At 72.3% G+C, this 23,853-nt stretch carries 19 protein-coding genes; 8 read left to right on the top strand and 11 right to left on the bottom strand.

All coding sequences use genetic code 11. From position 1 onward, the window contains the following. Positions 1 to 72: 72 nt before the first annotated feature. A complete protein-coding gene (gene paaA / locus VFE82_RS04595; protein WP_324999064.1) occupies positions 73 to 1,080 on the bottom strand; it encodes a 1,2-phenylacetyl-CoA epoxidase subunit PaaA in 1,008 nt (335 codons plus the stop codon). 125 nt (positions 1,081 to 1,205) lie between these two features. On the opposite strand from paaA, the gene VFE82_RS04590 reads away from it, so the two are divergent. Next, positions 1,206 to 1,778: an XRE family transcriptional regulator gene (locus VFE82_RS04590; RefSeq protein WP_324999063.1), complete on the top strand. Its 573-nt coding sequence runs from the start codon at positions 1,206 to 1,208 to the stop codon at positions 1,776 to 1,778. A gap of 10 nt (positions 1,779 to 1,788) precedes the next feature. After that, a complete protein-coding gene (locus VFE82_RS04585; protein ID WP_324999062.1) occupies positions 1,789 to 2,373 on the top strand; it encodes a GNAT family N-acetyltransferase in 585 nt (194 codons plus the stop codon). On the opposite strand, the gene VFE82_RS04580 is transcribed toward VFE82_RS04585, so the two are convergent. Both VFE82_RS04580 and VFE82_RS04575 read right to left on the bottom strand, forming a co-directional pair. Beyond that, entirely contained in the window at positions 2,351 to 3,499 is a 1,149-nt protein-coding gene (locus tag VFE82_RS04580; protein ID WP_324999061.1) for a glycosyltransferase, read from the bottom strand. The genes VFE82_RS04585 and VFE82_RS04580 overlap by 23 nt on opposite strands. A 70-nt stretch (positions 3,500 to 3,569) precedes the next feature. Next, a complete protein-coding gene (locus VFE82_RS04575; RefSeq protein ID WP_324999060.1) occupies positions 3,570 to 4,073 on the bottom strand; it encodes an Lrp/AsnC family transcriptional regulator in 504 nt (167 codons plus the stop codon). 143 nt (positions 4,074 to 4,216) lie between these two features. On the opposite strand from VFE82_RS04575, the gene VFE82_RS04570 reads away from it, so the two are divergent. After that, positions 4,217 to 7,870 carry an indolepyruvate ferredoxin oxidoreductase family protein gene (locus VFE82_RS04570; protein WP_324999059.1) on the top strand — a complete coding sequence of 1,218 codons (3,654 nt, stop codon included), beginning with the start codon at positions 4,217 to 4,219 and terminating at the stop codon, positions 7,868 to 7,870. Between the two features lie 141 nt (positions 7,871 to 8,011). Here the strand turns inward: VFE82_RS04570 and VFE82_RS04565 are convergent, their stop codons facing one another. Further along, the gene (locus tag VFE82_RS04565; protein ID WP_324999058.1) at positions 8,012 to 9,124 is read right to left on the bottom strand and encodes an ABC transporter substrate-binding protein; all 1,113 of its coding nucleotides are present in this window, start codon (positions 9,122 to 9,124) and stop codon (positions 8,012 to 8,014) included. A 352-nt stretch (positions 9,125 to 9,476) separates the two neighbouring features. On the opposite strand from VFE82_RS04565, the gene ruvC reads away from it, so the two are divergent. The 3 genes from ruvC to VFE82_RS04550 all read left to right on the top strand — a co-directional run bounded on the left by ruvC (position 9,477) and on the right by VFE82_RS04550 (position 12,142). Next, positions 9,477 to 10,025, top strand: a complete 549-nt coding sequence (gene ruvC, locus VFE82_RS04560) for a crossover junction endodeoxyribonuclease RuvC (protein ID WP_324999057.1) — start codon at positions 9,477 to 9,479, stop codon at positions 10,023 to 10,025. Between the two features lie 194 nt (positions 10,026 to 10,219). Continuing rightward, positions 10,220 to 11,494 (top strand): hypothetical protein, encoded by a 1,275-nt coding sequence (locus tag VFE82_RS04555; protein WP_324999056.1) that lies wholly within the window; start codon positions 10,220 to 10,222, stop codon positions 11,492 to 11,494. Positions 11,495 to 11,773: 279 nt separating this feature from the next. After that, entirely contained in the window at positions 11,774 to 12,142 is a 369-nt protein-coding gene (locus VFE82_RS04550) for a hypothetical protein (RefSeq protein WP_324999055.1), read from the top strand. 3 nt (positions 12,143 to 12,145) lie between these two features. Here VFE82_RS04550 and VFE82_RS04545 read toward each other — a convergent pair whose 3' ends face one another. Further along, entirely contained in the window at positions 12,146 to 15,709 is a 3,564-nt protein-coding gene (locus VFE82_RS04545) for a PAS-domain containing protein (protein ID WP_324999053.1), read from the bottom strand. Positions 15,710 to 15,802: 93 nt separating this feature from the next. After that, positions 15,803 to 16,714, bottom strand: coding sequence for a LysR family transcriptional regulator (locus tag VFE82_RS04540; RefSeq protein WP_324999052.1), 912 nt, complete (start codon positions 16,712 to 16,714; stop codon positions 15,803 to 15,805). A 115-nt stretch (positions 16,715 to 16,829) separates the two neighbouring features. Here VFE82_RS04540 and VFE82_RS04535 point away from each other — a divergent pair, with 115 nt between their 5' ends. After that, positions 16,830 to 17,117, top strand: a complete 288-nt coding sequence (locus tag VFE82_RS04535; protein WP_324999051.1) for a DUF4148 domain-containing protein — start codon at positions 16,830 to 16,832, stop codon at positions 17,115 to 17,117. 115 nt (positions 17,118 to 17,232) lie between these two features. Here the strand turns inward: VFE82_RS04535 and VFE82_RS04530 are convergent, their stop codons facing one another. After that, positions 17,233 to 17,616, bottom strand: coding sequence for a response regulator (locus VFE82_RS04530; RefSeq protein ID WP_324999050.1), 384 nt, complete (start codon positions 17,614 to 17,616; stop codon positions 17,233 to 17,235). A 283-nt stretch (positions 17,617 to 17,899) separates the two neighbouring features. Here VFE82_RS04530 and VFE82_RS04525 point away from each other — a divergent pair, with 283 nt between their 5' ends. After that, positions 17,900 to 18,580: an HAD family hydrolase gene (locus tag VFE82_RS04525; protein WP_414708723.1), complete on the top strand. Its 681-nt coding sequence runs from the start codon at positions 17,900 to 17,902 to the stop codon at positions 18,578 to 18,580. A 75-nt stretch (positions 18,581 to 18,655) separates the two neighbouring features. Here VFE82_RS04525 and VFE82_RS04520 read toward each other — a convergent pair whose 3' ends face one another. From VFE82_RS04520 to VFE82_RS04505, 4 genes are all read right to left on the bottom strand, one after another. Beyond that, complete coding sequence (locus tag VFE82_RS04520; RefSeq protein WP_324999049.1) at positions 18,656 to 21,826, bottom strand: PAS domain S-box protein; 3,171 nt, start codon at positions 21,824 to 21,826, stop codon at positions 18,656 to 18,658. A gap of 267 nt (positions 21,827 to 22,093) precedes the next feature. Further along, positions 22,094 to 22,654 carry a hemerythrin domain-containing protein gene (locus VFE82_RS04515; protein ID WP_324999048.1) on the bottom strand — a complete coding sequence of 187 codons (561 nt, stop codon included), beginning with the start codon at positions 22,652 to 22,654 and terminating at the stop codon, positions 22,094 to 22,096. Between the two features lie 133 nt (positions 22,655 to 22,787). Next, on the bottom strand, positions 22,788 to 23,351 hold the full coding sequence (locus tag VFE82_RS04510) for a restriction endonuclease (protein ID WP_324999046.1): 564 nt from the start codon (positions 23,349 to 23,351) through the stop codon (positions 22,788 to 22,790). Between the two features lie 10 nt (positions 23,352 to 23,361). Beyond that, positions 23,362 to 23,838: a peptidylprolyl isomerase gene (locus VFE82_RS04505; protein WP_324999045.1), complete on the bottom strand. Its 477-nt coding sequence runs from the start codon at positions 23,836 to 23,838 to the stop codon at positions 23,362 to 23,364. Between the last annotated feature and the right edge of the window lie 15 nt (positions 23,839 to 23,853).

The following is a 23,853-nucleotide window of genomic DNA, read 5'->3' as shown; positions in this document are numbered from 1 at the left end:
CTCCTGCCGGGCGCGCTGCGTCCGGGACGCTGCCCGCCCCCGGCGCGGTCTTGCGGCTGTCGCTGGCATCGGTCATGCCGCCTCCTTCAGTTCGTCCGTCTGCCTGGCGGCGTAGGCCAGCGCCGCCTCGCGCACCCAGGCGCCCTCGTCCCATGCCTTGACCCGGGCGGCGAGCCGCTCCTTGTTGCAGGGACCGTGGCCATTGACCACGTTCCAGAACTCGTCCCAGTCGATGCGGCCGAAGTCGTGGTGCTGGCGCTCCTCGTTCCACTTCAGCTCGGGGTCGGGCAACGTGACGCCCAGCACCCTGGCCTGCTCGACGGTAGCGTCGATGAAGCGCTGGCGCAGCTCGTCGTTCGACACCCGCTTGATCCCCCAGCGCATCGACTGCGCGGAGTTCGGCGACTGGTCGTCGGGCGGGCCGAACATCATGATCGAGGGCCACCACCAGCGGTTGACCGCGTCCTGCACCATGTCCTTCTGCGCCTGCGTGCCCTGTTCCATCATGGTCAGCAGCGACTCGTAGCCCTGGCGCTGGTGGAAGCTCTCCTCGCGGCAGATGCGGATCATGGCGCGCGCGTACGGGCCGTAGGAGCAGCGGCAGATCGGCACCTGGTTCATGATCGCCGCGCCATCGACCAGCCAGCCGATCACGCCGACATCGGCCCAGGTGAGCGTCGGGTAGTTGAAGATCGAGCTGTACTTGGCCTTGCCGGTGTGCAGCGCGTCCAGCATCTGGTCGCGCGAGGTGCCCAGCGTCTCCGCGGCGCAATAGAGGTAGAGGCCGTGCCCGCCCTCGTCCTGCACCTTGGCCAGCAGGATCGCCTTGCGCTTGAGGGTCGGCGCGCGCGAGATCCAGTTGCCTTCCGGCAGCATGCCCACGATCTCGGAGTGCGCGTGCTGGCTGATCTGCCGCACCAGCGTCTTGCGGTAGTGGTCCGGCATCCAGTCCTTGGCCTCGATGAACTCGCCGGCGTCGATGCGCGCGTCGAACCGGCGCTGCAGTTCCACGTCGTCGGCGGACCGCACGGCGCGCAGGCCTTCGTCCTTGCCCATGGTGTCCATGGCCTGGGTGTACATGGCGTCTCCTTGCCCGGTCGGATTTCCGACCGCTCGGTCGATAATAGACCAGGCCCGATGCCGTCTGCAAGCAGGACCGTGCCTTCCTCTTGTGCACTGGATGCTATTTCCAATATATTGGAGGAATGGACCTCAACGGACGGATCGGCCAGCGGATTCGGGAACTGCGCGCCGCGCAGGCGCTGTCGCTGGACGCGCTGGCCGACCGCAGCGGCGTGAGCCGCTCCAACATCTCGCTCATCGAGCGCGGCGAGAGCAGCGCCACCGCGGTGGTACTCGACAAGATCACCGCCGCGCTCGGGGTGCCGCTGGCGTCCCTGTTCCAGCCCGGCGAGGGCGCCGAGCCGCCCTCGCCGATGGCGGGCCACGACGAACAGCCGGTCTGGCGCGACCCGGCCACCAGCTACACCCGTCGCCACCTGTCGCCGGCCGTCGAGTCGCCGCTCCAGCTGGTCGAGGTGCGGTTTCCGGCCGGCCAGCGGGTGGCGATGGAAACCGGGCCGCGGCCCACCGACATCCACCAACAGCTGTGGCTGCTGGACGGCCGCATGGAGATCACCGTGGGGGACCGGCTGTGGCGCCTGCAGGCGGGCGACTGCCTGGCCATGCGACTGCAGCAGCCGATCGTCTTCCACAACCCGGGCCGGCGCGAGGCGCGCTACCTCGTGGCCCTCGTCACCGCGCCGGCGCGCGCATGAAAGGATCGAGATGGACCTGCACGACCAAGATTTCCGGATCCGCCGGGTGGCGCCGCAGGAGGCCGATGGGCTGGTCGATGGGCTGAGCGAGGTGCTGCTCGACTGCGTCGAAGGCGGCGCCTCGGTCAGCTTCATGCTGCCGCTGCCGCGGGAGAAGGCCCGGGCCTTCTGGCGCCAGGTGGCGCAGGGGGTGGTGCGCGGCGAGCGCGTGCTGCTGGTGGCCGAGGATGCCCGGGGTGTGGCGGGCACGGTGCAGCTGGTCACCGCGCAGCCGGACAACCAGCCCCACCGGGCGGACGTCGCCAAGATGCTGGTGCACCGACGTTCCCGTCGCCGTGGCGTGGCGCAACGGCTGCTGGCGGCGGTGGAGGCGGAAGCCGTCCGCGAAGGTCGGACCGTGCTGGTGCTGGACACGGTCACCGGCGGCGACGCCGAGCGGCTCTATGCCCGGGCCGGCTGGCAGCGCGTCGGCGTCGTGCCGAACTACGCGCTGATGCCGGACGGGGCGCCGTGCGCGACCACCTTCTTCCACAAGCAGCTGGCCCGGCCGGGCGACCGCAAGCCGCAGGCGCTCAGCGCCGGTGCCATCGCCTGAGCTCCTCCAGCGGATAGAGCGTTCCGCGCCACAGCACGCCCCGGCGCCACAGCGTCAGGCACGCGCCCCGCAGCAGCACGGCCAGCATCACCAGCGGGGACAGCGGCCACCACCAGAGGGCGCGGCGGCTCCAGGGCGTCAGGCGGATCACGCGCAGGTGGATCGCCAGGCCGAGCAGCACGCCAGCCAGGTTGATCCAGCGCGCCGGACCGCTGGCGAACAGCAGGCCGCACACCGGCCACACGCGCAGCAGCAGCACGGCCGCGGTGGCGGCCAGCAGGGCGGGCACGCTGTAGCCGACCGCGGCGAAGCTGTTCTTCTCCAGCCCGCGGGCCAGGGCCCCGGTGCCGGGGTACCACTCGACCGACACGGCGCCCCGCCCCAGCAGCAAGGCCTGCCGGAAGCCGGCGCGCTTCAGGCGCTTGCCGAGCATCAGGTCGTCCAGCACGTCGAGCCGCAGCGCCTCGTGGCCGCCGATCGCCCGGTACGCTTCGGCCCGCACCAGGTTGAACGCGCCCATGCCGACCGACACACGCCGGGAGGTGTCCAGCCTCCAGGGCGGCTGCGCGGCGAAGAAGAAGGCATGGAAGTCCAGCAGCAGCGCCGCCAGCAGGTGGCCTCGCACCGGCAGTTCGGCCAGCACCACCAGGTGGTCGATGCCCTCGCGCAGGCTGTGGCTCGCGGCACGGCGCAGCGCCGCGCGCTCGAACAGCACGTCGGCATCGGTGAACAGCAGGAGTTCCCCGCGCGCGTGCTGCGCGCCCAGGTGCAGCGCGTGCGTCTTGCCCAGCCAGCCCGATGGCAGGGCCTCCACCCGCAACACGCGCAACCGCGGATCGCGCGCCGCAACGCGCTCGAGGACGGCGCCGGTGCCGTCGGTCGAGCGGTCGTCGATCGCGATCACCTCCAGCCGCGGGTAGTCGAGCGCCAGCAGCGACGCGAGCGCCGGCTCGATGGTGCCGGCTTCGTCGAGCGCACTCACGACCACCGACAGCGTCGGCAGCCGGTCGGCCGGCAGTGCCTCGACCTGCCTCAGCTGGCGCAGGCGGGGCAGCCCGCGCAACAGGTCGGCGAGCTGCCAGGCGACCGCCAGCAGCGCGACCAGCGAGAGCACGAGCACCGTCACGGTCGCGCGCCCGCTGGAAGTCGCGGGCGTGTCGCGCGGCGCCTGCCGGACCGGGCGGCCGGGCGCCTGCTCACCGGGCCCGGCTCCGCTTGGCCGGTGCCGGCCGGGGCACGTCCAGCGGCAGCCGGCTCTCGGCCTTGACCTCCCGCAGCACCACGCTGGAGCGCACGTGCGTCACGCCCGGCAGCTTGAACACGGTCTCGTGCAGGAAGCTCTCGTAGCGCTTGATGTCGGGCACCAGCACCTTCATCACGTAGTCGGCCTGGCCGGTGGTGGCATAGCAGCCGACGATGGGGGGGCAGGCGGCCACGGCCTGCTCGAAGCGGCGCACGTCGTCCTCGTTGTGGCGGGTGAGGTTGACCTCGGCCAGCACGCACAGCGACAGCCCCACGCGTTCGCGGTCGACCAGCACCGTGTAGCCGCGGATGATGCCGCTGGCCTCCATCTCCTTGACCCGCTTCCAGCAGGGCGTGCTGGACAGGCCGGCGGCGGCGGCGAGCTGCTGCACGGTCTGGCGGGCGTCGCGCTGCAGTTCGGCCAGCAGCAGCACATCATGGCGGTCGAGATCATCCATTCTCGGCAAGAGGTGTTTGGGAGAACACCATTCTCCACGTCGGCCGTCTGGTGCGGAAACAGGAAGCACTTTTCGGCCCTGCGGACCTAACCTCTTCCTTCCGTGCCGGGCAGCGCCCGCCGTCCGCACCTCGAAAGGAAGCCATGGAGACCACCACACCCGCCAGCGCGCCCGCACCCGGGCTCGTCCGACCCGACTACCAGCTCGGCGACAGCCTGTGGGCGGAACGTGGCGCCATCTTCCTCACGGGCACCCAGGCGCTGGTGCGCCTGATGCTGATGCAGCGCCGGCGCGATGCCGCCGCGGGGCTGGCGACGCAGGGCTTCCTCAGCGGCTACCGCGGCTCGCCGCTCGGCATGCTCGACCAGGCCGTGTGGAAGGCCGGCCGCCGGTTCGACCAGGCGGGCCTGCGGTTCCTGCCGGCGATCAACGAGGAACTGGGCGCCACGGCGGTGCTGGGCACCCAGCGGGTCGAGTCCGACCCCGAGCGCACCTGCGACGGCGTGTTCGCGATGTGGTACGGCAAGGGCCCGGGCGTCGACCGCGCGGGGGACGCGCTCAAGCACGGCAATGCCTATGGGGCCTCGCCGCACGGCGGGGTGCTGATGGTCGCGGGCGACGACCACGGCTGCGTGTCGTCGTCCATGCCGCACCAGAGCGACCAGGCCTTCCAGTCCTGGCATGCGCCGGTCGTCTCGCCGGCGAGCGTGGCCGAGTACCTCGAGTTCGGCCTGTACGGCTGGGCCCTGTCGCGCTTTTCCGGCAACTGGGTCGGCTTCACCGCCCTGTCGGAGGTGGTGGAGAGCGCCTCGACCGTCGACCTGGACCTGGTGAACGCGCGGGTGGCGGCCTGGCAGGATGCCGACACCGTGCGGCAGCTCACCGGCCACGTGCCGCCACCGGGCGGGCTGCACTACCGCTGGCCCGACCTGCCGTCGCTGGCCATCGAGCAGCGGCTGCACGCCAAGCTGGACGCCGTGCGTGCGTTCGCCCGCGTCAACAGCATCGACCGGCACGTCGTGACGAGCGAGCGGGCCACGGTGGGCATCGTCACGGCGGGCAAGGCGCACCATGACTTCCTGGAGGTGCTGCGCCGCCTCGACATCGCGCCGGACACGCTGGCGCAGCACGGGGTGCGGGTCTACAAGCTCGGGCTGACCTACCCCGTCGAGCCGACCCGCCTGGGCGAGTTCATGCGCGGGCTGCGGGAAGTGCTGGTCATCGAGGAGAAGGGGCCGGTGGTCGAGGACCAGCTGCGCACCCTGTTCTACAACGCGCCCGAGCGGCCGGTGATCGTCGGCAAGACCGATGCAGGCGGGCGCCCGCTGGTCTCGGCCCTGGGCGAGCTGCGCCCCTCGCGCCTGATCGAAGCCGTCGCGGGCTGGCTGGCCGGCCACTTCCCCGACCTGGACCGCCGGCACCTGGTGCGCGACTTCACCCTGCCCGAGCTGCTGTCCAACGCGAGCGACAGCGTCAAGCGGCTGCCCTACTTCTGCGCCGGCTGCCCGCACAACACCAGCACCCGCGTGCCGGAGGGTTCGCACGCGCAGGCGGGCATCGGCTGCCACTTCATGGCCAGCTGGATGGACCGCGACACCGAAGGCCTGATCCAGATGGGCGGCGAGGGCGTGGACTGGGTCTCGCATGCGATGTTCACCCGCGTGCCGCACGTCTTCCAGAACCTGGGCGACGGCACCTACTACCACTCGGGGTATCTCGCGATCCGCCAGGCGGTCGCGGCGCGGGCCACGCTGACCTACAAGATCCTGTTCAACGACGCCGTCGCGATGACCGGCGGTCAGCCGGTCGACGGCGTCATCACCGTCGACGGCATCGCCCGCCAGGTCGAGGCCGAGGGCGTCCGGCAGGTGGTGGTGCTGTCCGACGACATCGGCAAGTACGCCGCGCTGAAACATCGCTTCCCGGCCGGCACGCAGTTCCACGACCGCTCGCAGCTGGACGCCGTGCAGCGCCGGCTGCGCGAGACGCCCGGCGTCACGGTGCTGATCTACGAGCAGACCTGCGCGGCCGAGAAGCGCCGGCGCCGCAAGAAGGGCGAGCTGGTCGATCCGGCGCGCCGCCTGTTCATCAACGACCGGGTGTGCGAGGGCTGCGGCGACTGCAGCGTGCAGAGCAACTGCGTCGCGGTGCTGCCGCTGGAGACGCCGCTGGGCCGCAAGCGCAAGATCGACCAGAGCAGCTGCAACAAGGACTACTCGTGCGCGCAGGGCTTCTGCCCCAGCTTCGTCGGGGTGGTCGGCGGACGGCTGCGCAAGCGCGTGGGCGCGCTCGGCGCCCGGGCGGGCGGGCAAGGCGCGGCCGGGGGCGGGAGCGTCGATTCACCGCTGGCCCGGCTCATGGCCCGGGTCGACGCCCTGCCCCGCCCCGCACCGCATGCGTGGGCCGGCCCGTACGACCTGCTCGTCACCGGCGTGGGCGGGACCGGCGTGGTCACCGTCGGCGCCCTGGTCACCATGGCAGCCCACCTGGAGGGCAAGAGCGCCAGCGTGCTCGACTTCATGGGGTTCGCGCAGAAGGGCGGCTCGGTGCTCAGCTTCGTGCGGCTGGCCGACGTGCCCTCGCGCCTGAACCAGGTGCGCATCGACACGCAGCAGGCCGACGCGGTGCTGGCGTGCGACCTGGTGGTCGGCGCCTCCCCCGAGGCGCTGGCGACGGTGCGGCACGGCCGCACCCGCATCCTGGCCAACACGCACGAGGTCCCGGTGGCCGAGAGCCTGCGCAACCCCGATGCGAGCCTGCGGGCACCGCAGCTGCTGGAGAAGCTGCGTTTCGCCGCCGGTGCCGACCGGGTCGAGACGCTGGATGCGCAGGCACTGGCCGAGGCATTCGTCGGCGACTCGATCGTCTCCAACATCCTGGCGCTGGGCTTCGCGTGGCAGCGCGGCCTGGTGCCCGTCGGCCTGGAGGCGCTGCTGCGTGCCATCGAGCTCAATGGCGTCGGCGTGGAGAACAACAAGCTCGCGCTAGCCCTGGGCCGCCTGGCCGCCGCCGACCCGCAGGCTGTGGCCGCCCTCCTGCACGGGCCCCAGGCCGCGGCGACACCGGCCGCAAAGCCGCTCGAGCCCCTCGAGCCGCTCGAGGCGCTGGTGCAGCGCGGCGTCGCGCACCTCACCGCATACCAGGACGCCGCCTACGCCCGGCGCTACGCCGATGTCGTGGCACGCGTGCGCGAACGCGAAACCGCCCTCGGCGCCGACCCCGTCCTGCCCCTGAGCCGGGCGGTCGCCCAATCGCTGCTCAAGCTCATGGCGATCAAGGACGAGTACGAGGTCGCGCGCTTGTACACCGATGGCGAATTCACCCGGGCGCTGCAGGACCAGTTCGAAGGCGACCTGCGGCTGGAGTTCTACATGGCGCCGCCCCTGCTGTCCCGTGCCAAGGAAGGCCAGCGGCCGCGCAAGATCCGGCTGGGCGCCTGGATGCTGCCCGCGATGAAGGTGCTGGCCCACGGCCGCCGGCTGCGCGGCACGGTGTTCGACGTGTTCGGCCACACCGCCGAACGCCGCCTGGAGCGCTCGCTGGTCAGCGCGTACCGCGAGCGCATCGACGCGTTGCTGCCGGCGCTCACGCCCGAGCGGCTGGCGGCGGCGACCGAGATCGCGCGACTGCCGCTGGCGATGCGCGGCTTCGGCCACGTCAAGCTGGCCAACGTCGCGCTTGCCCGGGCCCAGGAGGCGGAATGGCTCCACCGCTTCGATCCGGCGACCTACCCGCGGCCGGCGCCGCAGCGGCAGGCGGGGCAGATCCGCGGGATCCGGGTGACCACGGCGGCCTGAATCACGCCAGCGTCGCCGGCTCCTGCGGACGCAACGGTGCGTGGTCCGCGGCGCGCAGGCACCCCCACGCGAGTCGGTCCCCAGGGACGACGAGCGCCCACAGGCGCTCGTCGTCAGGTCCGCAGGGCGCGACGTGCGCGCTCAGCGCTTGAACTTGCCGTCGGGGCCGATGATGGACAGGTCGACGAAGTCCAGGCCGGTGTGGTCGTTTTCCGAGTAGCTCACCTCCAGCCCCCCGACGTCGAACTTCTTCATGCCGTCCAGCGCGGCGAGCAGGCTGGCCCGGGTGGGCGACTTGCCGGCACGTCGCAGCGCCTCGACCAGCACCTTGGCGCCGGCATAGCCCTCCAGCATCGCGGGCGACAGGCTGTCGACGCCCCTGGCCTTGGCGACGTCCATGGCCTCCTTGACCATCGGCGAGCCGATCGAGCGCTCGTACGGGAAGACCTGCGTCAGGATGACGCCGCGCGAGTGCTCGCCCAGGCTCTTGACGAAGCCGCTCGACGCGTTGTTCGACAGGGTCACCACCTGCGCCGCGGAGCCGGCCGCACGCAGCGCCTTGACGCCGTCGGCCACGGCGCTGCCGGAACCGATCCAGATCACCGCCTGGGCTTCGGACTTGACCAGCTCGGGAATGAGCTTGGTGTAGTCGGGCTTGAGGCGGTCGTGCTTGATCTGCACGACCGGCTTGAGCTTGTGGCGCTCCAGGCCCCGGATGGCGCCCTGCACCGCGTCCGTGCCGAACGAGTCGTCGGCCACCAGCACCGCGATGCGCACGATGCCGACGGCGGCGAGGTGGTCGACCGCCTTCTCGGCTTCGCGCTGGTAGGTGGCACGCACGTTGTAGACGTGGCGCTTGACGGGCTGGTGCAGCGACATCGCGCCGGTGGACGGCGCGACGAGGGCCACGTTGTTCGCCTCGAGGATGGGGAACATCGCCTCCGAGTGCGGCGTGCCGCGCACCAGGAACAGTGCCAGCACGTTCTTCTCCTCGATGAGCGTCTTGGCGTTCTCGGCCGCCAGCTTGGGATCGAACTTGTCGTCCATCTGGACCAGCTCGATCTTCTGGCCGTTCACGCCGCCCTTGGCGTTGATCGAGTCGATCCAGAGCCTGGCCCCGTCGGTGGTCTCCTTGACCCCCGACGCCACGGTTCCGGTGAAACCGGCGGTCTGGCCGATCAGCAGCTGCGCGTGAAGGGCCGGCAGTGCAGCCATGAGGCTGGCGGCCACGAGCCAAGAGCGAGTCGTCTTCATGTCCAGGTCTCCTGCGGCGGTCGGCCGCCATGGTTGCGAAGCTCTCCGGCGGAACGCTCAGCGTCCGCCGGGCCTGTCAGCTGGCCGGCCGGGCGTCCACCTGCCCCGGCCATGCCGCCTCATCCATTTCCATTACATCCCGGCCGACGGGATTGGATGAGTAAATCTTAAGGATGAGTCGCGTCCAGAGCAAACATCGGTGCCGGGCCGACGCCAGAAGGCCGCGGACCGGTCGTCGCCCGCGTCGGGTGTCGCCTTTTGCAGACGCTGGCGCCCACTCCGCTGCGCGCGCGCTGCGACTGCCGCAGCAGGGCGGGGCGGCCGAGCCGACCCCGGTAGACTCGCCCCAGCCATGCGCATCCTCGGCATCGACCCCGGCCTCCAGACCACCGGCTTCGGCGTCGTCGACGTCGAGGGCCAGGCCCTGACCTACGTGGCCAGCGGCACCATCACCACCACCCACCTCGATCGGGGCAACCTGCCCGCGCGGCTGAAGGTGCTGTTCGACGGCATCTGCGAGGTTCGCCAGCGCTACCAGCCGGACTGCGCAGCGGTCGAGATCGTGTTCGTCAACAGCAACCCCCAGTCCACCCTGCTGCTCGGACAGGCGCGCGGCGCCTGTGTCACCGCCCTGGTGGCCGGCAACCTGGCCGTGGGCGAGTACACCCCGGTGCAGATGAAGCAGGCGGTGGCCGGCACCGGCCGCGCCGGCAAGCCCGAGGTGCAGGCCATGGTGCAGCGCCTGCTGCGGCTGCCCGGCGTGCCGGGCAAGGACGCAGCCGACGCGCTGGGCCTGGCCATCGCCCACGCCCACGCCGGCCAGGCGATGGCGCGCATCGCGCAGGCCACCACGGTGTCGCGGCGCACCAGCGCGATGTACCGCGCCGGGCGCACGCTCTAGACCCGGGCGCCGCGGCCCGCGTCCGCTGCGCACAGCGATCGACGGCCGGCGTCGCGGCGCGCCTGCAGCCTGGCGCGCTGCGCCTGCGAAGGGCCATCCAGCTCAGCCAAATGGAGTCAATGGCTGAGGATGCCGTCCTACAGCGCAGGCTCATCCGGCTTCCTAGCATGGAATCTCATCCACGCAGGACGGTCATGACCAACAGCAGTACCCGCGCCACCGGGTTGACAGTGGCAAGCAAGTTCACCCTCACCGTCCTCTTCGCCGCATCGGCGGTCGCCTGTGGCGGCGGCGGAAGCGCCGGCGGCGCAAGTGGCAATGCCCTGTCCACCGGGGCGTCCGTCAGCGCGCAGGCGACGCCGCCCACCGGCCCGGCCGCAAGCTACGGCACCCCCACCCGGGTGCACGCCTCGGCCGCCGGCCAGCAGACGCTGCGCAGCGTGGGCACGACGCCCGACGGCTACGCCGTGGCATGGCTCTCCGAAGGGGACGGCAGCCCGACCGCGGTCCACCTGCAGCACTTCAGCACGGGCGGCGCCCGCATCGGCGGCGACACCGCGGCGGTGCTCGACGCTGCGCAGACGGCCACCGTCGCTGCCGTCCTGGCCGACGGGGGCATGGCCCTGGCGTCGGCCCAGACCTCGGCGCCGGCCGACCAGCCGTGGATCACCCGCACCTCGATCGTGGTGCGCCGCTACGACGCCGCCGGTTCCGCCGTGGGCGCGCCGCTGGAGATCGCGGCGATCGACCAGAACCGCGTCGGCGGCACCACGATGCACTACGTCACGGAGCCCGCCGTGGTCCGCCTCGACGCCGGCGGCTTCGTCGTCGGCTGGTCGGTGATCCGGGAAGACGCGAATGGCAGGTCGCCGCAGTTCTGGACGCAGCGGTTCGACGCAGCCGGGCAGCCTGCCGGCGGGCCCGTCCAGGCCGGCACCGGCGACCTGAACACCAGCTATTCGCTGACCGCAGCCCCCAACGGCGGCTACGTGCTCACCACGTCCACCCGCGTGATGGGACGCACCTTCCTGCACTACACCGGCTTCGACGGTGCGTCGGCCCCGGTGCTCCCCGCCGGCGCCCCCGGCGTCGCCGAAGGCAGCGTGCTGCTGCCGCTGCAGGGCGGCGGTTCGGTGCTGCTGTCGCCGGTGCAGAACGTCGGCTCCTACCAGCTCTACGCCGCCGACGGCCAGCCGCAGGGCGCCGCCGGATCGCTGCGCACCATGCCGGTGGCGGCCGCCGCACTGCGCGATGGGGGCTACGTGCTGTTCTCGGCCACCGCCACCGCCGGTGAACTGGAGGCACAGCGCTACGACCGTGCCGGCCAGCCGGTGCGCGGCGCCACCGCCGTCAGCACCAGCGGTGGTGCTCCGCGTGCCGCCCTCCTCGCCGACGACTCGCTCGGCCTGGCCTGGACGGCCGGCAGCGCCGGCGATGCCGACGTGATGACCCAGCTGCTGCGGCCCTGAGCCGCGCCCGCGCCCCGCAGTGGCGGCGCGCCCGCCACCCGGAGCGCTGGACCGCCGCCCCCGTGCGGACGTCTGCGCGCCGTCGCACGACGCCCACCACGCGCCACTGCTGGCGGGCGCGTCGGAACGGGGACCGCATCGCTGTCGGAACCGGGCTCGCGCGCCACGGCTGGCCGAAGGGTGTTGGCATGCAAACGGATTGCGTTTTCTCCGACATGTGCAGCGCCGCCAGGCCCCTAGGCTGCGCGCGCAACAAGGAGAACAACAATGCCACTGGAAGTGACCGAGACTTCCCTGCCCGGCTACGTCCGGGTCGTGTTCGACGGCGCGCCTGAGCTCGGGCCGCTGATCCGCGCCTTCGACCGGCTCCAGCGCAGTTCGCAAGCCTGGACCAGCCGCTGCGTCCTCCTGGACCGCCGCGCCATGGGCCCGCTGCCCAACCTGACGGTCCAGGCCCTCGTGGGCGACCAGATCGCATCGTGCCTGTCGCACCTGCGGCGCATCGCCTCGCTCGTGGGCGTGGGCGAACGCACCGACCACAGCGAGACCATCGCCCGGCGCCGCGGGGTCAACCTGCGGGTCTTCGAGAACGAGGAGGAAGCCGTCCACTGGCTGCTCGCCGCCGGGCCCGGCACCGCCCCGGCCTGAGCGTCAGGCGCGCCGGCCGGCCAGTCCTTCGCCGGCGCGGCGCAGCACCGCGGCGATGTCGACCGCCCGGATCGGCTTGCTGACGTAGTCGTCCATGCCCGCGGCCAGGCACTGCTCGCGATCGCCCTGCATGGCGTTCGCGGTCATCGCGATGATCCAGGGCCGCTGGAGGGCCGCCGCGTCCAGCGCGCCCAACCGGCGGCTGGTCTCCAGCCCGTCGAGCACCGGCATCTGCACGTCCAGGAGCACGACGTCGAACGGCCGGCCCTCGGCCCGGGCCGCTGCGATGGCGTCCAGCGCGAGCTGGCCGTTCTCGACGATCGCCACCTCGTGCCCCATGCCACGCAGCATGTGCTCGGCGACCATCTGGTTGATCTCGTTGTCTTCGGCGAGCAGCACCCGCATCGGCCGGTCGCCGGCCTGCGGCATCGGCTGGGGCGCGGCCGCCAGGCCGGCCGACGGCGCCTCGGCACCGGTGAGCAGCAGGCGCGCGAGGGCCTGGCGCAAGGCCAGCCGCTTGAGTGGCTTGTGCAGCACGTCCGCCCGGCCCGCGGCCAGGTCGCCCGGCGCGGGGAACCCCGAGCGCAGCACCAGCACCGGAACCGGCGCGTCCAGCGCGTGGCCATCCATCGCGCGTTCGTCGATCAGCGCGGCGTCGACCTGCACGCCGTCGGCCAGACACCGGTGGGCCTGCGGCGCGTCGGCGACCGGCAGCACCTCCAGGCCCCAACGGCCCAACGTCTCGCCGAGGATCGCGCGGGCCGTCGCGTTGGCCTCCACCAGCAGCACGCGCCGGCCGGCCGGCAGATCGAGCGGCGCGGTCGCCACCGGCGTCGCCGGCAGCAGCGGCACCTCGAACTGGAACTCCGAGCCGCGGCCCGGCTCGGTCGTGACCCAGATGCGGCCGCCCATCAGGGCAACCAGGCGGCGGCAGATCGCCAGCCCGAGCCCGGTGCCACCGTACTTGCGGGTGGTCGACGCATCGACCTGGCTGAACACCTGGAACAGCCGGCCCAGGCGGTCGGCCGGGATGCCGATGCCGGTGTCGCGCACGGCCACGTGCAGCAGGTCCTGTCCCTGCGTTCCGGCACGCCTGGACAGCGTGACCACGACCTCGCCGCCGGGCGTGAACTTGACGGCGTTGCTCACCAGGTTGACCAGCACCTGGCGCAGCCGCGTCGTGTCGCCCATCACCCATTCCGGCGCGCCGTCCTCGATCCGGTACAGCAGCTCCAGGCCCTTGGCCGCGGCCGCGGCGCGCGTGATCTCCAGCGTGCCCTCGATGCAGTCGACCAGGTCGACCGGCGCATGCTCCAGCTCGAGGTGGCCCGACTCGATCTTGGAGAAGTCCAGGATGTCGTTGATCAGGCCCAGCAGCGCGTTGCCGCTGGTGTGGATCGCGTCGGCGAACTCGCGCTGCGTCGCCGTGAGCGGCGTCGCCAGCAGCAGGTCGCTCAGGCCGATGACCGCGTTCATCGGCGTGCGGATCTCGTGGCTCATGTTCGCCAGGAATTCGGCCTTGGTGCGCTCGCCGGCCTCGGCCACCTCCTTGGCGAAGACCAGGGCCGCCTCGGCCTGCTTGCGCACCGTGATGTCCCGGGCCACGCCGAGCACGCCGATGCACTCGCCGTGCTCGTCGCGCAGGCCGACCTTGACGACCTCCACATCCTGCAGCACGCCGTCGACGCCGGCCACGCGGTCCTCGAACACCACGGGCCCGCTGGAGGCCATGGCCATCGCGTCCGTCGCGGCGTGCCGCCGCCCGATGTCGGGGCCGAACAGTTCGGCGGCCGTGCGGCCGGACAGCTGGGCTTCCGAGAGCCCGTGGTGGCTGCGGTGCGCGGGATTGGTGACCTGGTAGGCGCCGTCGCGGTCCTTCAGCCAGATGCGGTCGGGGATCGTGTCGATCACGGCGCGCAGCTGTGCCTCCTTGTGGGCCAGCGCCTCCTGGGCCTGCAGGTACGCGGTCATGTCGGTGAAGGTGCGCACCGCGCCGCCGTCGGGCAGCGGCCGGGTCTGCACCTCGATCGTGCGGCCCTCGCGCGTCTTGCGCAGGTAGGTCTCGGGGCCTTGCAGCGCCGGCACCTTGTCGCCCACCGCGACATACCCCCGCGCCACCGCGTCGACGAACTCGAAGTTCTCGCCGAAGTCGCCGCGCTCGATCTGGAACCGCACCAGCTGCTCCATCGTCGGCTGCGTGGCCATCAGCGACTCGGGAAAGCCCAGCAGCTCCTGGTGCCGCCGGTTCGACATCAGCGTGCGGCCGCTCGCGTCGATGGTGGCGATGCCCTGGCCCATGCTGTCCAGCGTGATCTCCAGCGCGCGGGTCTTGTCGGCCAGCGCCTTCTGGGCGTTCACGTAGGCAGTGACGTCGGAGAAGGTCCGTACCACGCCGCCGTCGGGCAGCGGCTGGGTGGCGACCTCCAGCACGCGTCCCGACCGGGTGCGGCGCAGGTAGTGCGAGTTGCCCGCCAGCGCCGCCAGCATGGACGTCTCGCGCCGGCGCTCGAACGCCAGGCGCGCGTCTTCCGCGATCAGTTCGTTGCCGTCGCCGAAGTCGCCGCGCGCTTCCTGGAAGCGGATCACGTCGGCGATCTGCCGGCCGCCCGCGAGCAGCGATTCGGGCAGATCCAGCAGCTCCAGTGCATGCCGGTTGTAGAGCGCCACCCGGCCGTCCGCGTCGACACGCAGGATGCCGCGGCCGGCGTTGTCCAGCGTCACCTGCAGCGCTGCCTTGTAGCGGTTCAGGTCGGAGATGTCGACGTGCGAGTAGAACAGCAGGCCGCTGCGTGAGAGCTGGGCGATGACCCGGCAGCACCGGTCCTGCGGCAGGGGCAGCTCGAAGGGCGCGCCGGCAAAGCGCAGGTTCTCGCGCAGGATGGCGGCGCCCTGCTCCCGCCGCGGCGCCTCGGCCTCGCCGGCGCCCTCCCAGGCGGCGGCGTAGATCGTCTCGAAGCGCGCACCGATCACCAGTTCGGCGTCGCGCACGCCGTACATCGCCGCGAAGCTGTCGTTGGCCCACTGGATGCGCCGGTCGGGCCCGCAGACCATCAGCGCCTCCGGGATGCAGCGCAGCAGGTCGATGCCCTGCTCGGCCAGGGCCGGCGCGGCCAGCGGCTCGGGCGGCAGCGGGTCCAGCAGGCGCCACATGCGCACGCGGCCCACGCCGGGGATCGGCAGCGAGGCGACCTGCACCCGGGTGCCGCGGTGCGTGAACTCGAACGGCCGCGCCTGGGTCTGGTGGCGCACGACCGCCGCTTCGATGTAGCGCTCGATGTGGACCTGCTCCGCCGCGGACAGCCGGGCCCGGTAGAAGCGCCGCAGGTTGGCGCGGTAGGACTCGCCCTCGTGCACGTGCCCGTCGTGCTCGGGGAACAGCCGCAGGAAGGTCCGGTTCCAGGCCACCGTGCGGTCGTGCAGGTCGAACGCGCACATGCCCACGTCGAGCCCGTCGAGCATCTGCGCCTGCAGCCGCATCTGCTCGGGCCAGCTGCAGGCGGCCGCTGGCGGGCCGCCGCCGGCGTCGGCGTCTGGCGAATCGATCGAGGGCAAGGCAGTCCGTTCCATGACCCGGCGGGCTGCCCCCACTCTAGGGGGCGGGGCACTGCCGGGACAGGCGATAAGACCGGGATTGGCCCGGCTTATCGGGGCGCCGGTCGCTCAGGCCTGCGGTGACCCGGCCAGCTGCCGCGCCTGCTCGACCAGGTGGTCCAGGAAGGCGCGGGTGCGCGCCGGCAGGAACTTGCGGCTCGGCAGTGCGGCCAGCACGCTGAAGCGGTCGGTCGACCAGGGCGCGAGCACGCGGCGCAGCTGGCCCGTCTTCAGGTACGGCGCCAGCACCGGCACCGACTGGCTGCTCAGCCCGGCACCGTCGAGGGTGGCCCGCAGCACCGCATCCGTGTGGTTGGTGGTGGCGATCACCTCGCCCGCGGCCTCGACCTGACGGCCGTCCGGATCCATCAGCGTCATCGGGCGCGGGCGCAGGCCCGACAGCCGCACGCGGATGAAGCGGTGCGCGCGCAGGTCCTCCACCGTCGCCGGTTCACCGTGCCGGTGCAGGTACTCCGGCGACGCGCACAGCACGGCCTCGGTCTCGAGCACCGGCCGCACGATCACCGTGCCGGGCATCTGCAGGTGGCTGGTGACCAGGGTGAGGTCGTAGTCGTCCACCTCCGGCTCGGCGAAATCCTCGGCGTGGATGTCGACGTGCACCTTCGGGTAGCGGCGCTGGAAGGTGCCGATGGCCGGCGCGATCACGTGCGTCGCCAGGGCGGTCAGCGCCAGCACCCGCACCGTGCCGCTGACCTCGCGGCTGTGGGCGTGCGCCGCGGCCTCCGCCTCCTCGATGTCGCCCAGGATCTGGCGCAGGCGCACCAGGTAGTCCTCTCCGGCCGAGGTGAGCGACAGCCGCCGGGTGGTGCGCTGCAGCAGCCGCACGCCCAGGTACTGCTCCAGGTCGGCAACCAGGCGCGTGGCCACCGCCGGGCTCAGGTCGAGCTTGCGTGCCGCCGCGGCGAAGCTGCCCTCCAGCGCGACGTGCTCGAACACCCGCATCGATTGAAGCCTGTCCATGGATGAATTATTGCGGATTCAGCAATGGCCAATTGCGTATTCGCTCATTCTCGTGCCCGGATCGCAAGAATACAGTGGACCCATCGCAACCAAGACATCAACCGAAGGAGCTGTCATGAACGTCAAGTCCGTCCTCACCATCGCCGCCCTGTCCGCCGTGTTCTCCGCCGCCGCCCACGCTGGCGAAGCCGACTTCAGCAGCAACCTGCCGCGCTTCGAAGGCCAGCGCACCCGCGCCGAGGTCCGCGCCGACGCCGTCCAGGCCGTGCAGAACCGCAACCCCGAGCCGGCCGGCTCGCGGATCGCCGCCCCGGTGAAGTCCACCCTGTCGGTCCAGGCCGTGCGCGAACAAGCCGCCGCGGCCCTGCGCCAGGGCCAGATCACCACCGGCGACCAGTCCTGATCGACACGCCGGCCGCGTTTCCCGCAGCCGGCGCGCTCATTGTCCGGATCTGTCCGAAGCGCCCCGCCTGTCCAGGCGGGGCGCTTCGCTTCGTGCGTCGGGGAGCCGCCTCGCCTCAGGCTGAGGTGGCAAGACGACCGCGGTAGCCCTCGAGGAAGAGGCGCATGCGGCGGGAGTCGGCCTTGCGGATCGCCGCCTCGGCGCCGAGCGCCACGCACTTGTCGGCCACGGCGGGCGATGCGAAATCGCTGAAGACGACGACGTCGGGTGCCGCCCGCGTGGCCTGGGCCGCCAGGACCGGGAAACCCGAACCCTCACGCAGCATGATGTCCAGGATGACGAGGTCGCAGCCCTGCGGGTGCTCGTGCAACCACTGGAGGGCGGCGGACTCCGTGGCGCAGCTGCCCACCACGCGGTAGCCGCCGACCAGGTCGAGCAGCTCGACGATCATTTCATGCGACGCCTTGACGTCTTCGACCAGCAGGACGCGAATACCCAAGCCACGACTCCTTGACACGGACTGCGATGTGGCCAGGGCAGGACTTCCCGATGGCGCGGCCGGATGCTAGGAAGCCCGGCAGTCGGCCGATGTAGGACGACGCCGCATTGCCCAGCCTGTGCGGCGGGCGTGCAACACGCCGCCGGCGGCTGCGCAGTGCAGCCACCCAGCGGAGCGCACAACGGCGGGGATGGCAGCTCCCCGCCGACCGCTGCGCCGCGGGCCGCCGCGCGCGGGCGATCGGCCGACACGCGCGCTCCCGTGCCGGCAAGACAATGGCGGCGTGACACCGCTGCCGCCCACCACCCGCGCCCTCCTGTTCGACATGGACGGCACCATGGTCGACTCGATGCCGGCCCATGCCCGCAGCTGGGAGGTGTTCACCCGCCGGCACGGGCTCGACATCCCGGTGGACGAGGTGCTGCGGCGAACGACCGGGCGCAACGGGGTGGAGTGCATCCGGGAGCTGTTCGGCCCCGCGGTGGACGACGCGCGCGCCCTCCAGCTGATCGGCGAGAAGGAGGCAATCTACCGCGACGTGTTCGGCCCCGCGTTCCGCGAGGTGCCGGGGTTCCGTGACGTCGCCGCGCTCGCGGCCGCGGCAGGGCTGCCGATCGCGGTCGCCAGCGCGGGCGACCGCCAAAACATCGACTTCGCGCTCGGCCACCTCCGGCTGGAGCGCCGGCCCGATGCGGTCGTCGGCGGCGACGAGGGCCTGCGCGGCAAGCCCGAACCCGACCTGTTCCTGGAGGCCGCGCGCCGGCTCGGGCAGCGTCCGGCCGACTGCGTGGTCTTCGAGGACGCGCCCTTCGGCATCGAGGCGGCGCGGCGGGCCGGGATGCCGGCCGTGGCGATCTGCACGACCCACGGCGCGGACGAACTGGCCGGGCCCCATGTGCTCGCGCACGCGCCGGATTTCCGCACGCTGCTGGCGGCCGGCTTCTTCGCCGCGTTCGCCCGCTGAACGGCCCCGGACCGGCATCACCTTGGCGCGGCCGACCGGCCGACCGGCCGGGCCCGCGCCCTGCAGGTGCCGCGCTCAGGCCCCCGGGTTGGCGCCAGCGCGGCCCCGGGCGGCCAGCTCGAAGAACGGCAGCAGCTCGGCCTCGTCCACCGGCTTGACCAGGTGGCCGTCGAAGCCGGCGTCGGCGGTGCGGCGCCGGTCCTCGTCCTGGCCCCAGCCCGTGAGCGCGACCACCACCGGCTGCCGCCGCAGCGGCAGCGCGCGGATCGCCCGGCACGCCGCGCAGCCGTCGAGGTCGGGCATGCCCAGGTCCAGCAGCACCAGCTGGGGCTCCCATGCCGCGACCACGTCGACCGCCTGCCGTCCGCCACTGGCGGTGCGGGTCTCGTGGCCCATCAGCTCCAGCAGCACGGCGAGGGTCTCGGCCGCATCGGCGCTGTCGTCGGCGACCAGCACCCGCAGCCGCTCCTGCGCGGCTGTGCCACCGGCCCCGCCCTCGTCCGCCACGGGTGCCTGCGGCGCGGCCATGGTGGGCAGCTGCACCGCAAACGTGCTGCCCTGCCCCAGCCCGGGACTGCTGGCGCTGATGCGGCCGCCGTGCAACTGCACGATGGCACGCGACAGGGCCAGCCCCACGCCGAGCCCGCCGGCCGCGATGGCCGACTTGTCGTGCACCTGGCTGAACATCTCGAACAGGCGCTCGAGCGCCTCGGCATCGATGCCGATGCCGCTGTCGGCCACTTCAACCAGCGCATCCTGGCCCTGGGTGCGCAGGCGCAGCCGGATCGCGCCGCCCTGCGCCGTGTACTTCGACGCGTTGTTCAGCAGGTTCAGCACCACCTGCGACAGCCGCACGGGGTCGCCGTGCACCCACACCGCCTGCTCGGGCAGGTCCAGCGCGAGCGACTGGTGCGCTGCCAGCAGGTTCGGCTGTGCGGTTTCCACCGCCATCCGCACCACCGACTGCAGCGGCACCAGCGCCGGCTGCAGTTCGACCTTGCCATGGGTGATGCGCGCCACGTCGAGCAGGTCGTCGATGAGGCGCACCATGTGGTTGACCTGCCGCTCGATGACGTCGCGCGCGCTGGTCATGCGCGGTTCGCGCAGCTCGCTGCGGCGCAGGATCTCGACCGCGGTGCGCACGGGCGCCAGCGGATTGCGCAACTCGTGCGCGAGCACCGCCAGGAATTCGTCCTTGCGCCGGTCGGCCAGCCGCAGCGCCTCCTCGGAGCGGCGGCGGTCGGTGATGTCGGCATGGATCCCCAGGACCCGGACCGCGCGGCCGCGCGCGTCGCGCTGCACCACCTCGCCCCGCGACAGCACCCAGCGCCAGCTGCCGTCGGCGTGCCGCATGCGGTGCTCGATCCGGAACGCGCTGGCCCCGCCTTCCATGTGGCCGTGGCTGGCCGCCAGCACGCGCGGCAGGTCCTCCGGATGGACCAGGGCGCTCCAGGCCTCCTGCGTCGGCGGGATGTCCTCCAGGCGGCGACCGAGCATGCCGGCCCAGTAGCCGCCGTAGTGCACGTGGCCGGTGCGCACGTCGAGGTCGAAGAAGCCGAGCTGGCCGGCGCGCAAGGCCAGCGCGAGCCGCTGTTCGCCTTCGGAGATGCGTCGCTCGGCCAGCTTGCGCTCGGTGAAGTCCTCGGCCACGTACGAGAAGCGCGGCCGGCCGCTGGATGCCACGCCGATGTAGGCCACGGTGACTGCGAGCCACAGCTCGCGGCCGTCGATCGCATGCTGCGACTCGAAGCGCACCGGCCGGCCGGTGCGGCGGCTGGCCAGGTAGTGCGCGCTCCAGCGCACGATCACGTCCCGGGCAATGCCCAGCTCGCTGGACCAGCGGCCGGTGGTCGCGCCCGCGTGCGAGCCGAAGAACGCCTCCGACGCCGGGTTGTCGTAGACGTGCAGGATGTCGCGCTCGTCCTCGGCGACTTCCACCACGCCCATCAGCTGGGCCGCACTCGCATAGAAGCTGCGCAGCGTCGCTTCGCTCTCACGCAGCAACTGCTCGGCGCGCAGGCGCTCGGTGATGTCGTGGGCCAGCACCAGGCGGACCGCGCGGCCGTCGAGCTCCAGCGGATGCGACGCGATCTCGACGTCGATCATGGCGCCGCTGCGGATGCGGTGCCGCACCACGCTGCCGCGCCGGGGAAGGGGCCAGGGCTGGGCCAGCAGCCGCTCGCGCAACCGCGGCACGTCCTCGGGCTGGCGGATGTCGTCCAGCGTCATCTGCAGGAACTCCTCCGCCGTCCAGCCGTACACGCGGCAGGCGGCGTCGTTGACGGCCAGGAACTTCAGCGTGACGTCGTCGAACATCCACATCGGGTGCGGATTGGCCTCGAACATGTGCCGGTAGCGCTGCTCGCTGTCGCGCACGCGGCGCTCGGCCAGCACCCGGTTGGTGACCACGTGCGACACCGCGATGGCGCCCGCGATGCGGCCGTGCGCATCGCGCAGGGGCGTGCCGTGGGTCTCGTAGTGGCGGCCCAGGAATTCGTGCTCGTTGTGGAAGTCGCTGCCCTGCAGCGCGGTCTGGTAGTCGGCTGCCATCTGCTGCGCGATCGCCGGGCCAAACGCCTCGTGCACCGTCTTGCCCAGCAGATCACCGGGCTGCAGGCCGGCCGCCTTCAGGGCGCCTCCGGCGGCGACCCGGTAGCGCAGGTCCGGGTCGACGACGAAGGCGGCGGCGGACGGCAGGTCGTCGAGCAGGCGACGGTACAGCAGCGCCTCGTCGGGGGACCCGCGCCGGTCCGCCGACGGCTGCAGGCCATGCGCCACCAGGCCGGCCGCCTGCGCCAGGTAGGCCACCTCCTCCCGGCTCCAGCGGCGCGGCGCGAAGGCTTGCAGGGTGAGCAAACCGGCCAGCAACCCGCCCGCGAACACCGGCACCACCATCGCGGCCATCACGCCCGGTGCATGCAGCGGCGGAAGGTCCTCGGGGGCGACGTCCGCCAGCCGGTCGAGGATGAGCAGCTCGCCGGCCTGCAGCTTACGCAGGGCACCGGCACGCACGCGCTCCTGCGGGGTGGCGACCAGCGCACCGGCACGGTGCTCGAGCTGCAGCTGCGCCACCAGCGGCTGGCCGCCCACCAGGGCCCAGGTGCAGCGCGGCGCCTCCAGGCGTTCGGCCACGCGTGCCAGCCAGCCGCGGTCGGGCCGTCGGTCTGGCAAGGCGCGCAGCAGGTCGGCCAGCGTGGCCAGGGCGCCGGCGTCGGGGGGGTGGTGCGCGGGAAGTAGGTGGCTCATGTCCTGCCGCAAACAACCGCGCACGATAGGCAATTCCAGCCGCGGCGTAAACGCGGATCTGCCCGGAAGCTGGTTTTTCTTTGTTGGCGGATGTCAGCGGGCTGCGCTGCCGCGCCGGTCACGCCGCCGTCGGAGACGGGCGCGGCGGCGCTGCATGCCCACGGGCAGGAACCGCCACACCCCCCGGCCGGCAACCAGGTGCCGCGATGCGGCACCAGTGCCGCGGTGGAACCGGCCGCGGCGCAGGCGCGGCGGCCGGCGTTCAACTCACGTCGCGGCCCGTGTCAGCTTCACCGAGCTGAACTCGCGCTGGTAGCCGGCGGTCAGCAGGGCGTTCTCGGCGGCCGAGAGCTTGGAACGCAGCTGGGGGTAGAGGCGGCCCTCCTCGTCCTCCTTGGCATGCTTGAGCACGGCGTCCTGCAGCGTGCGGGCGGCTTCCTTCCAGTTGCCCTTGTCCTTCAGGCGCGCCTGCATCTCCAGCTGCGCGTTCATCACCTTGGCGTGGGCCTGGTCGAGGTAGAGCTTGTCCGAGTCGGTGGTCATGCCGGCCATGGCGATGGCCGGATAGATGACGTTCTCCTCGGCGACCGAATGCGCCGTCAGCTGGTAGCCGATCATCCGCACCAGCTGCTCGCGCGCCAGGTAGGTCGACTTGTCGCTCGCCAGCAGCTTCTCCAGGCTGGCGGCCACCAGTGCGTGGTGCTTCTGGATCATGGCGAACCAGTCGCCGCCCGAGGCGGCGGTCTGGGCGACGGCTTCGCGCAGCGGAAGCAGCGAGGCGGCAAGGCCGGCGAGCGCGAGCCGGCGGCCGGTGGAAACCTGGAGCATGGAGGACCTTCCTTGTTGGTGGTATGGAGAAGCCGCCATGATCTGCAAGCCGACGAGCGCCCAGGCGCGACAAGTTGCAACGACTCGCCGGTCCTACGTGCAAGTCGGACGCGTCGCCGACCGTAGCGACCGCTCAGCGCCGCAGCAGCCGCACCAGCGCGTCGCCACGCACCAGCTCGATCCCGTGCGCGGCCGCGAAGCGGCCGGCCTGCGGGCTGGGCTCGCCCAGCGTGACGAACAGGCCGCGCTCGACGTCCTGTCGGGCCATGCTGGCATGCAGCGCCTGCAGGGCCTCTTCCCCCGGCCGGGCAGCTTTCCAGCGCCGCGCGGCCACCAGCGTGCGCCGGCCCTGGCGCTCCAGCAGCAGGTCGGCGCCACCGCTGGCCGCCTGCACCGCATGGCCCCCGCGCGCGAAGGCGTCGCGCAGCTCGCGCTCGAAGTCGGCCCACCCCAGGGCCGCCACGCGCGCCAGCACCGCCTGCACCTCGCCCGCGCCCGGGGCGCGCCACTGGCGCCAGAGCGCCACGCCCGCGACCCCCAGGAACGGCAGGCCGGCGGCGCTGCCCACGTTGCGCACCTCGGCCGGCAGCAGGGCCTGCGCGGCCGCGGCGACGGCAGCGGCCAGCAGCAGGCTGATCCACCAGGGCGAGCGCAGCAGGATCGCGAACACCGAGTTCGGTGCCATGCGGAACTTCATGGCCGGCAGCTCAGTGGTGGTGGCCGTGCTCGCCGTGCACGTGGCGGTGCGCGATCTCCTCGCCGGTGGCCGGGCGCACGCCCGTGACCTTCAGCAGGAAGCGAACCTCCTTGCCGGCCAGGGCGTGGTTGCCGTCCAGGTGCACCGTGTCGCCCTTGATCTTGACCACGTTGAACACGTGCGGCTGCCCCGCATCGGTCATGCCCTCGAGCTGACCGCCCACCTTCACGCCGGGCGGGAACTCGCTCTTGGGGATGGTGCGCACCAGGCTCTCGTCGCGCAGGCCGAAGGCGTCCTGCGGCTGCAGCGTCAGGGTGACCTGGTCGCCGACCTGGCGGCCTTCCAGCGCCTCCTCGATCTTGGGCAGGGTGTTGGCGTAGCCGCCGTGCAGGTAGACCTGCGGCTCCTTGTTGTCGTGGAGCAGGCGGCCCTGCGGGTCGGAGACCTTGAACTGCAGGGTGACGACGGTGTCTTTGGCGATCTTCATGGCCGCATTTTGCCC

It is taken from the genome of Ramlibacter sp., from assembly GCF_035655895.1.
In the GTDB taxonomy this organism is placed as follows: domain Bacteria; phylum Pseudomonadota; class Gammaproteobacteria; order Burkholderiales; family Burkholderiaceae_C; genus Ramlibacter.
This window is presented reverse-complemented; position numbering and strand designations above follow the sequence as displayed.

What these genes read in the sequence shown, in the direction of transcription:
- VFE82_RS04505 (WP_324999045.1), bottom strand. Translation starts at nt 23,838, where the DNA reads ATGAAGATCGCCAAAGACACCGTCGTCACCCTGCAGTTCAAGGTCTCC.
- VFE82_RS04540 (WP_324999052.1), bottom strand. Translation starts at nt 16,714, where the DNA reads ATGGACAGGCTTCAATCGATGCGGGTGTTCGAGCACGTCGCGCTGGAG.
- VFE82_RS04565 (WP_324999058.1), bottom strand. Translation starts at nt 9,124, where the DNA reads ATGAAGACGACTCGCTCTTGGCTCGTGGCCGCCAGCCTCATGGCTGCA.
- VFE82_RS04575 (WP_324999060.1), bottom strand. Translation starts at nt 4,073, where the DNA reads ATGGATGATCTCGACCGCCATGATGTGCTGCTGCTGGCCGAACTGCAG.
- VFE82_RS04555 (WP_324999056.1), top strand. Translation starts at nt 10,220, where the DNA reads ATGACCAACAGCAGTACCCGCGCCACCGGGTTGACAGTGGCAAGCAAG.
- ruvC (WP_324999057.1), top strand. Translation starts at nt 9,477, where the DNA reads ATGCGCATCCTCGGCATCGACCCCGGCCTCCAGACCACCGGCTTCGGC.
- VFE82_RS04520 (WP_324999049.1), bottom strand. Translation starts at nt 21,826, where the DNA reads ATGAGCCACCTACTTCCCGCGCACCACCCCCCCGACGCCGGCGCCCTG.
- VFE82_RS04535 (WP_324999051.1), top strand. Translation starts at nt 16,830, where the DNA reads ATGAACGTCAAGTCCGTCCTCACCATCGCCGCCCTGTCCGCCGTGTTC.
- VFE82_RS04515 (WP_324999048.1), bottom strand. Translation starts at nt 22,654, where the DNA reads ATGCTCCAGGTTTCCACCGGCCGCCGGCTCGCGCTCGCCGGCCTTGCC.
- VFE82_RS04590 (WP_324999063.1), top strand. Translation starts at nt 1,206, where the DNA reads ATGGACCTCAACGGACGGATCGGCCAGCGGATTCGGGAACTGCGCGCC.
- paaA (WP_324999064.1), bottom strand. Translation starts at nt 1,080, where the DNA reads ATGTACACCCAGGCCATGGACACCATGGGCAAGGACGAAGGCCTGCGC.
- VFE82_RS04570 (WP_324999059.1), top strand. Translation starts at nt 4,217, where the DNA reads ATGGAGACCACCACACCCGCCAGCGCGCCCGCACCCGGGCTCGTCCGA.
- VFE82_RS04545 (WP_324999053.1), bottom strand. Translation starts at nt 15,709, where the DNA reads ATGGAACGGACTGCCTTGCCCTCGATCGATTCGCCAGACGCCGACGCC.
- VFE82_RS04510 (WP_324999046.1), bottom strand. Translation starts at nt 23,351, where the DNA reads ATGAAGTTCCGCATGGCACCGAACTCGGTGTTCGCGATCCTGCTGCGC.
- VFE82_RS04585 (WP_324999062.1), top strand. Translation starts at nt 1,789, where the DNA reads ATGGACCTGCACGACCAAGATTTCCGGATCCGCCGGGTGGCGCCGCAG.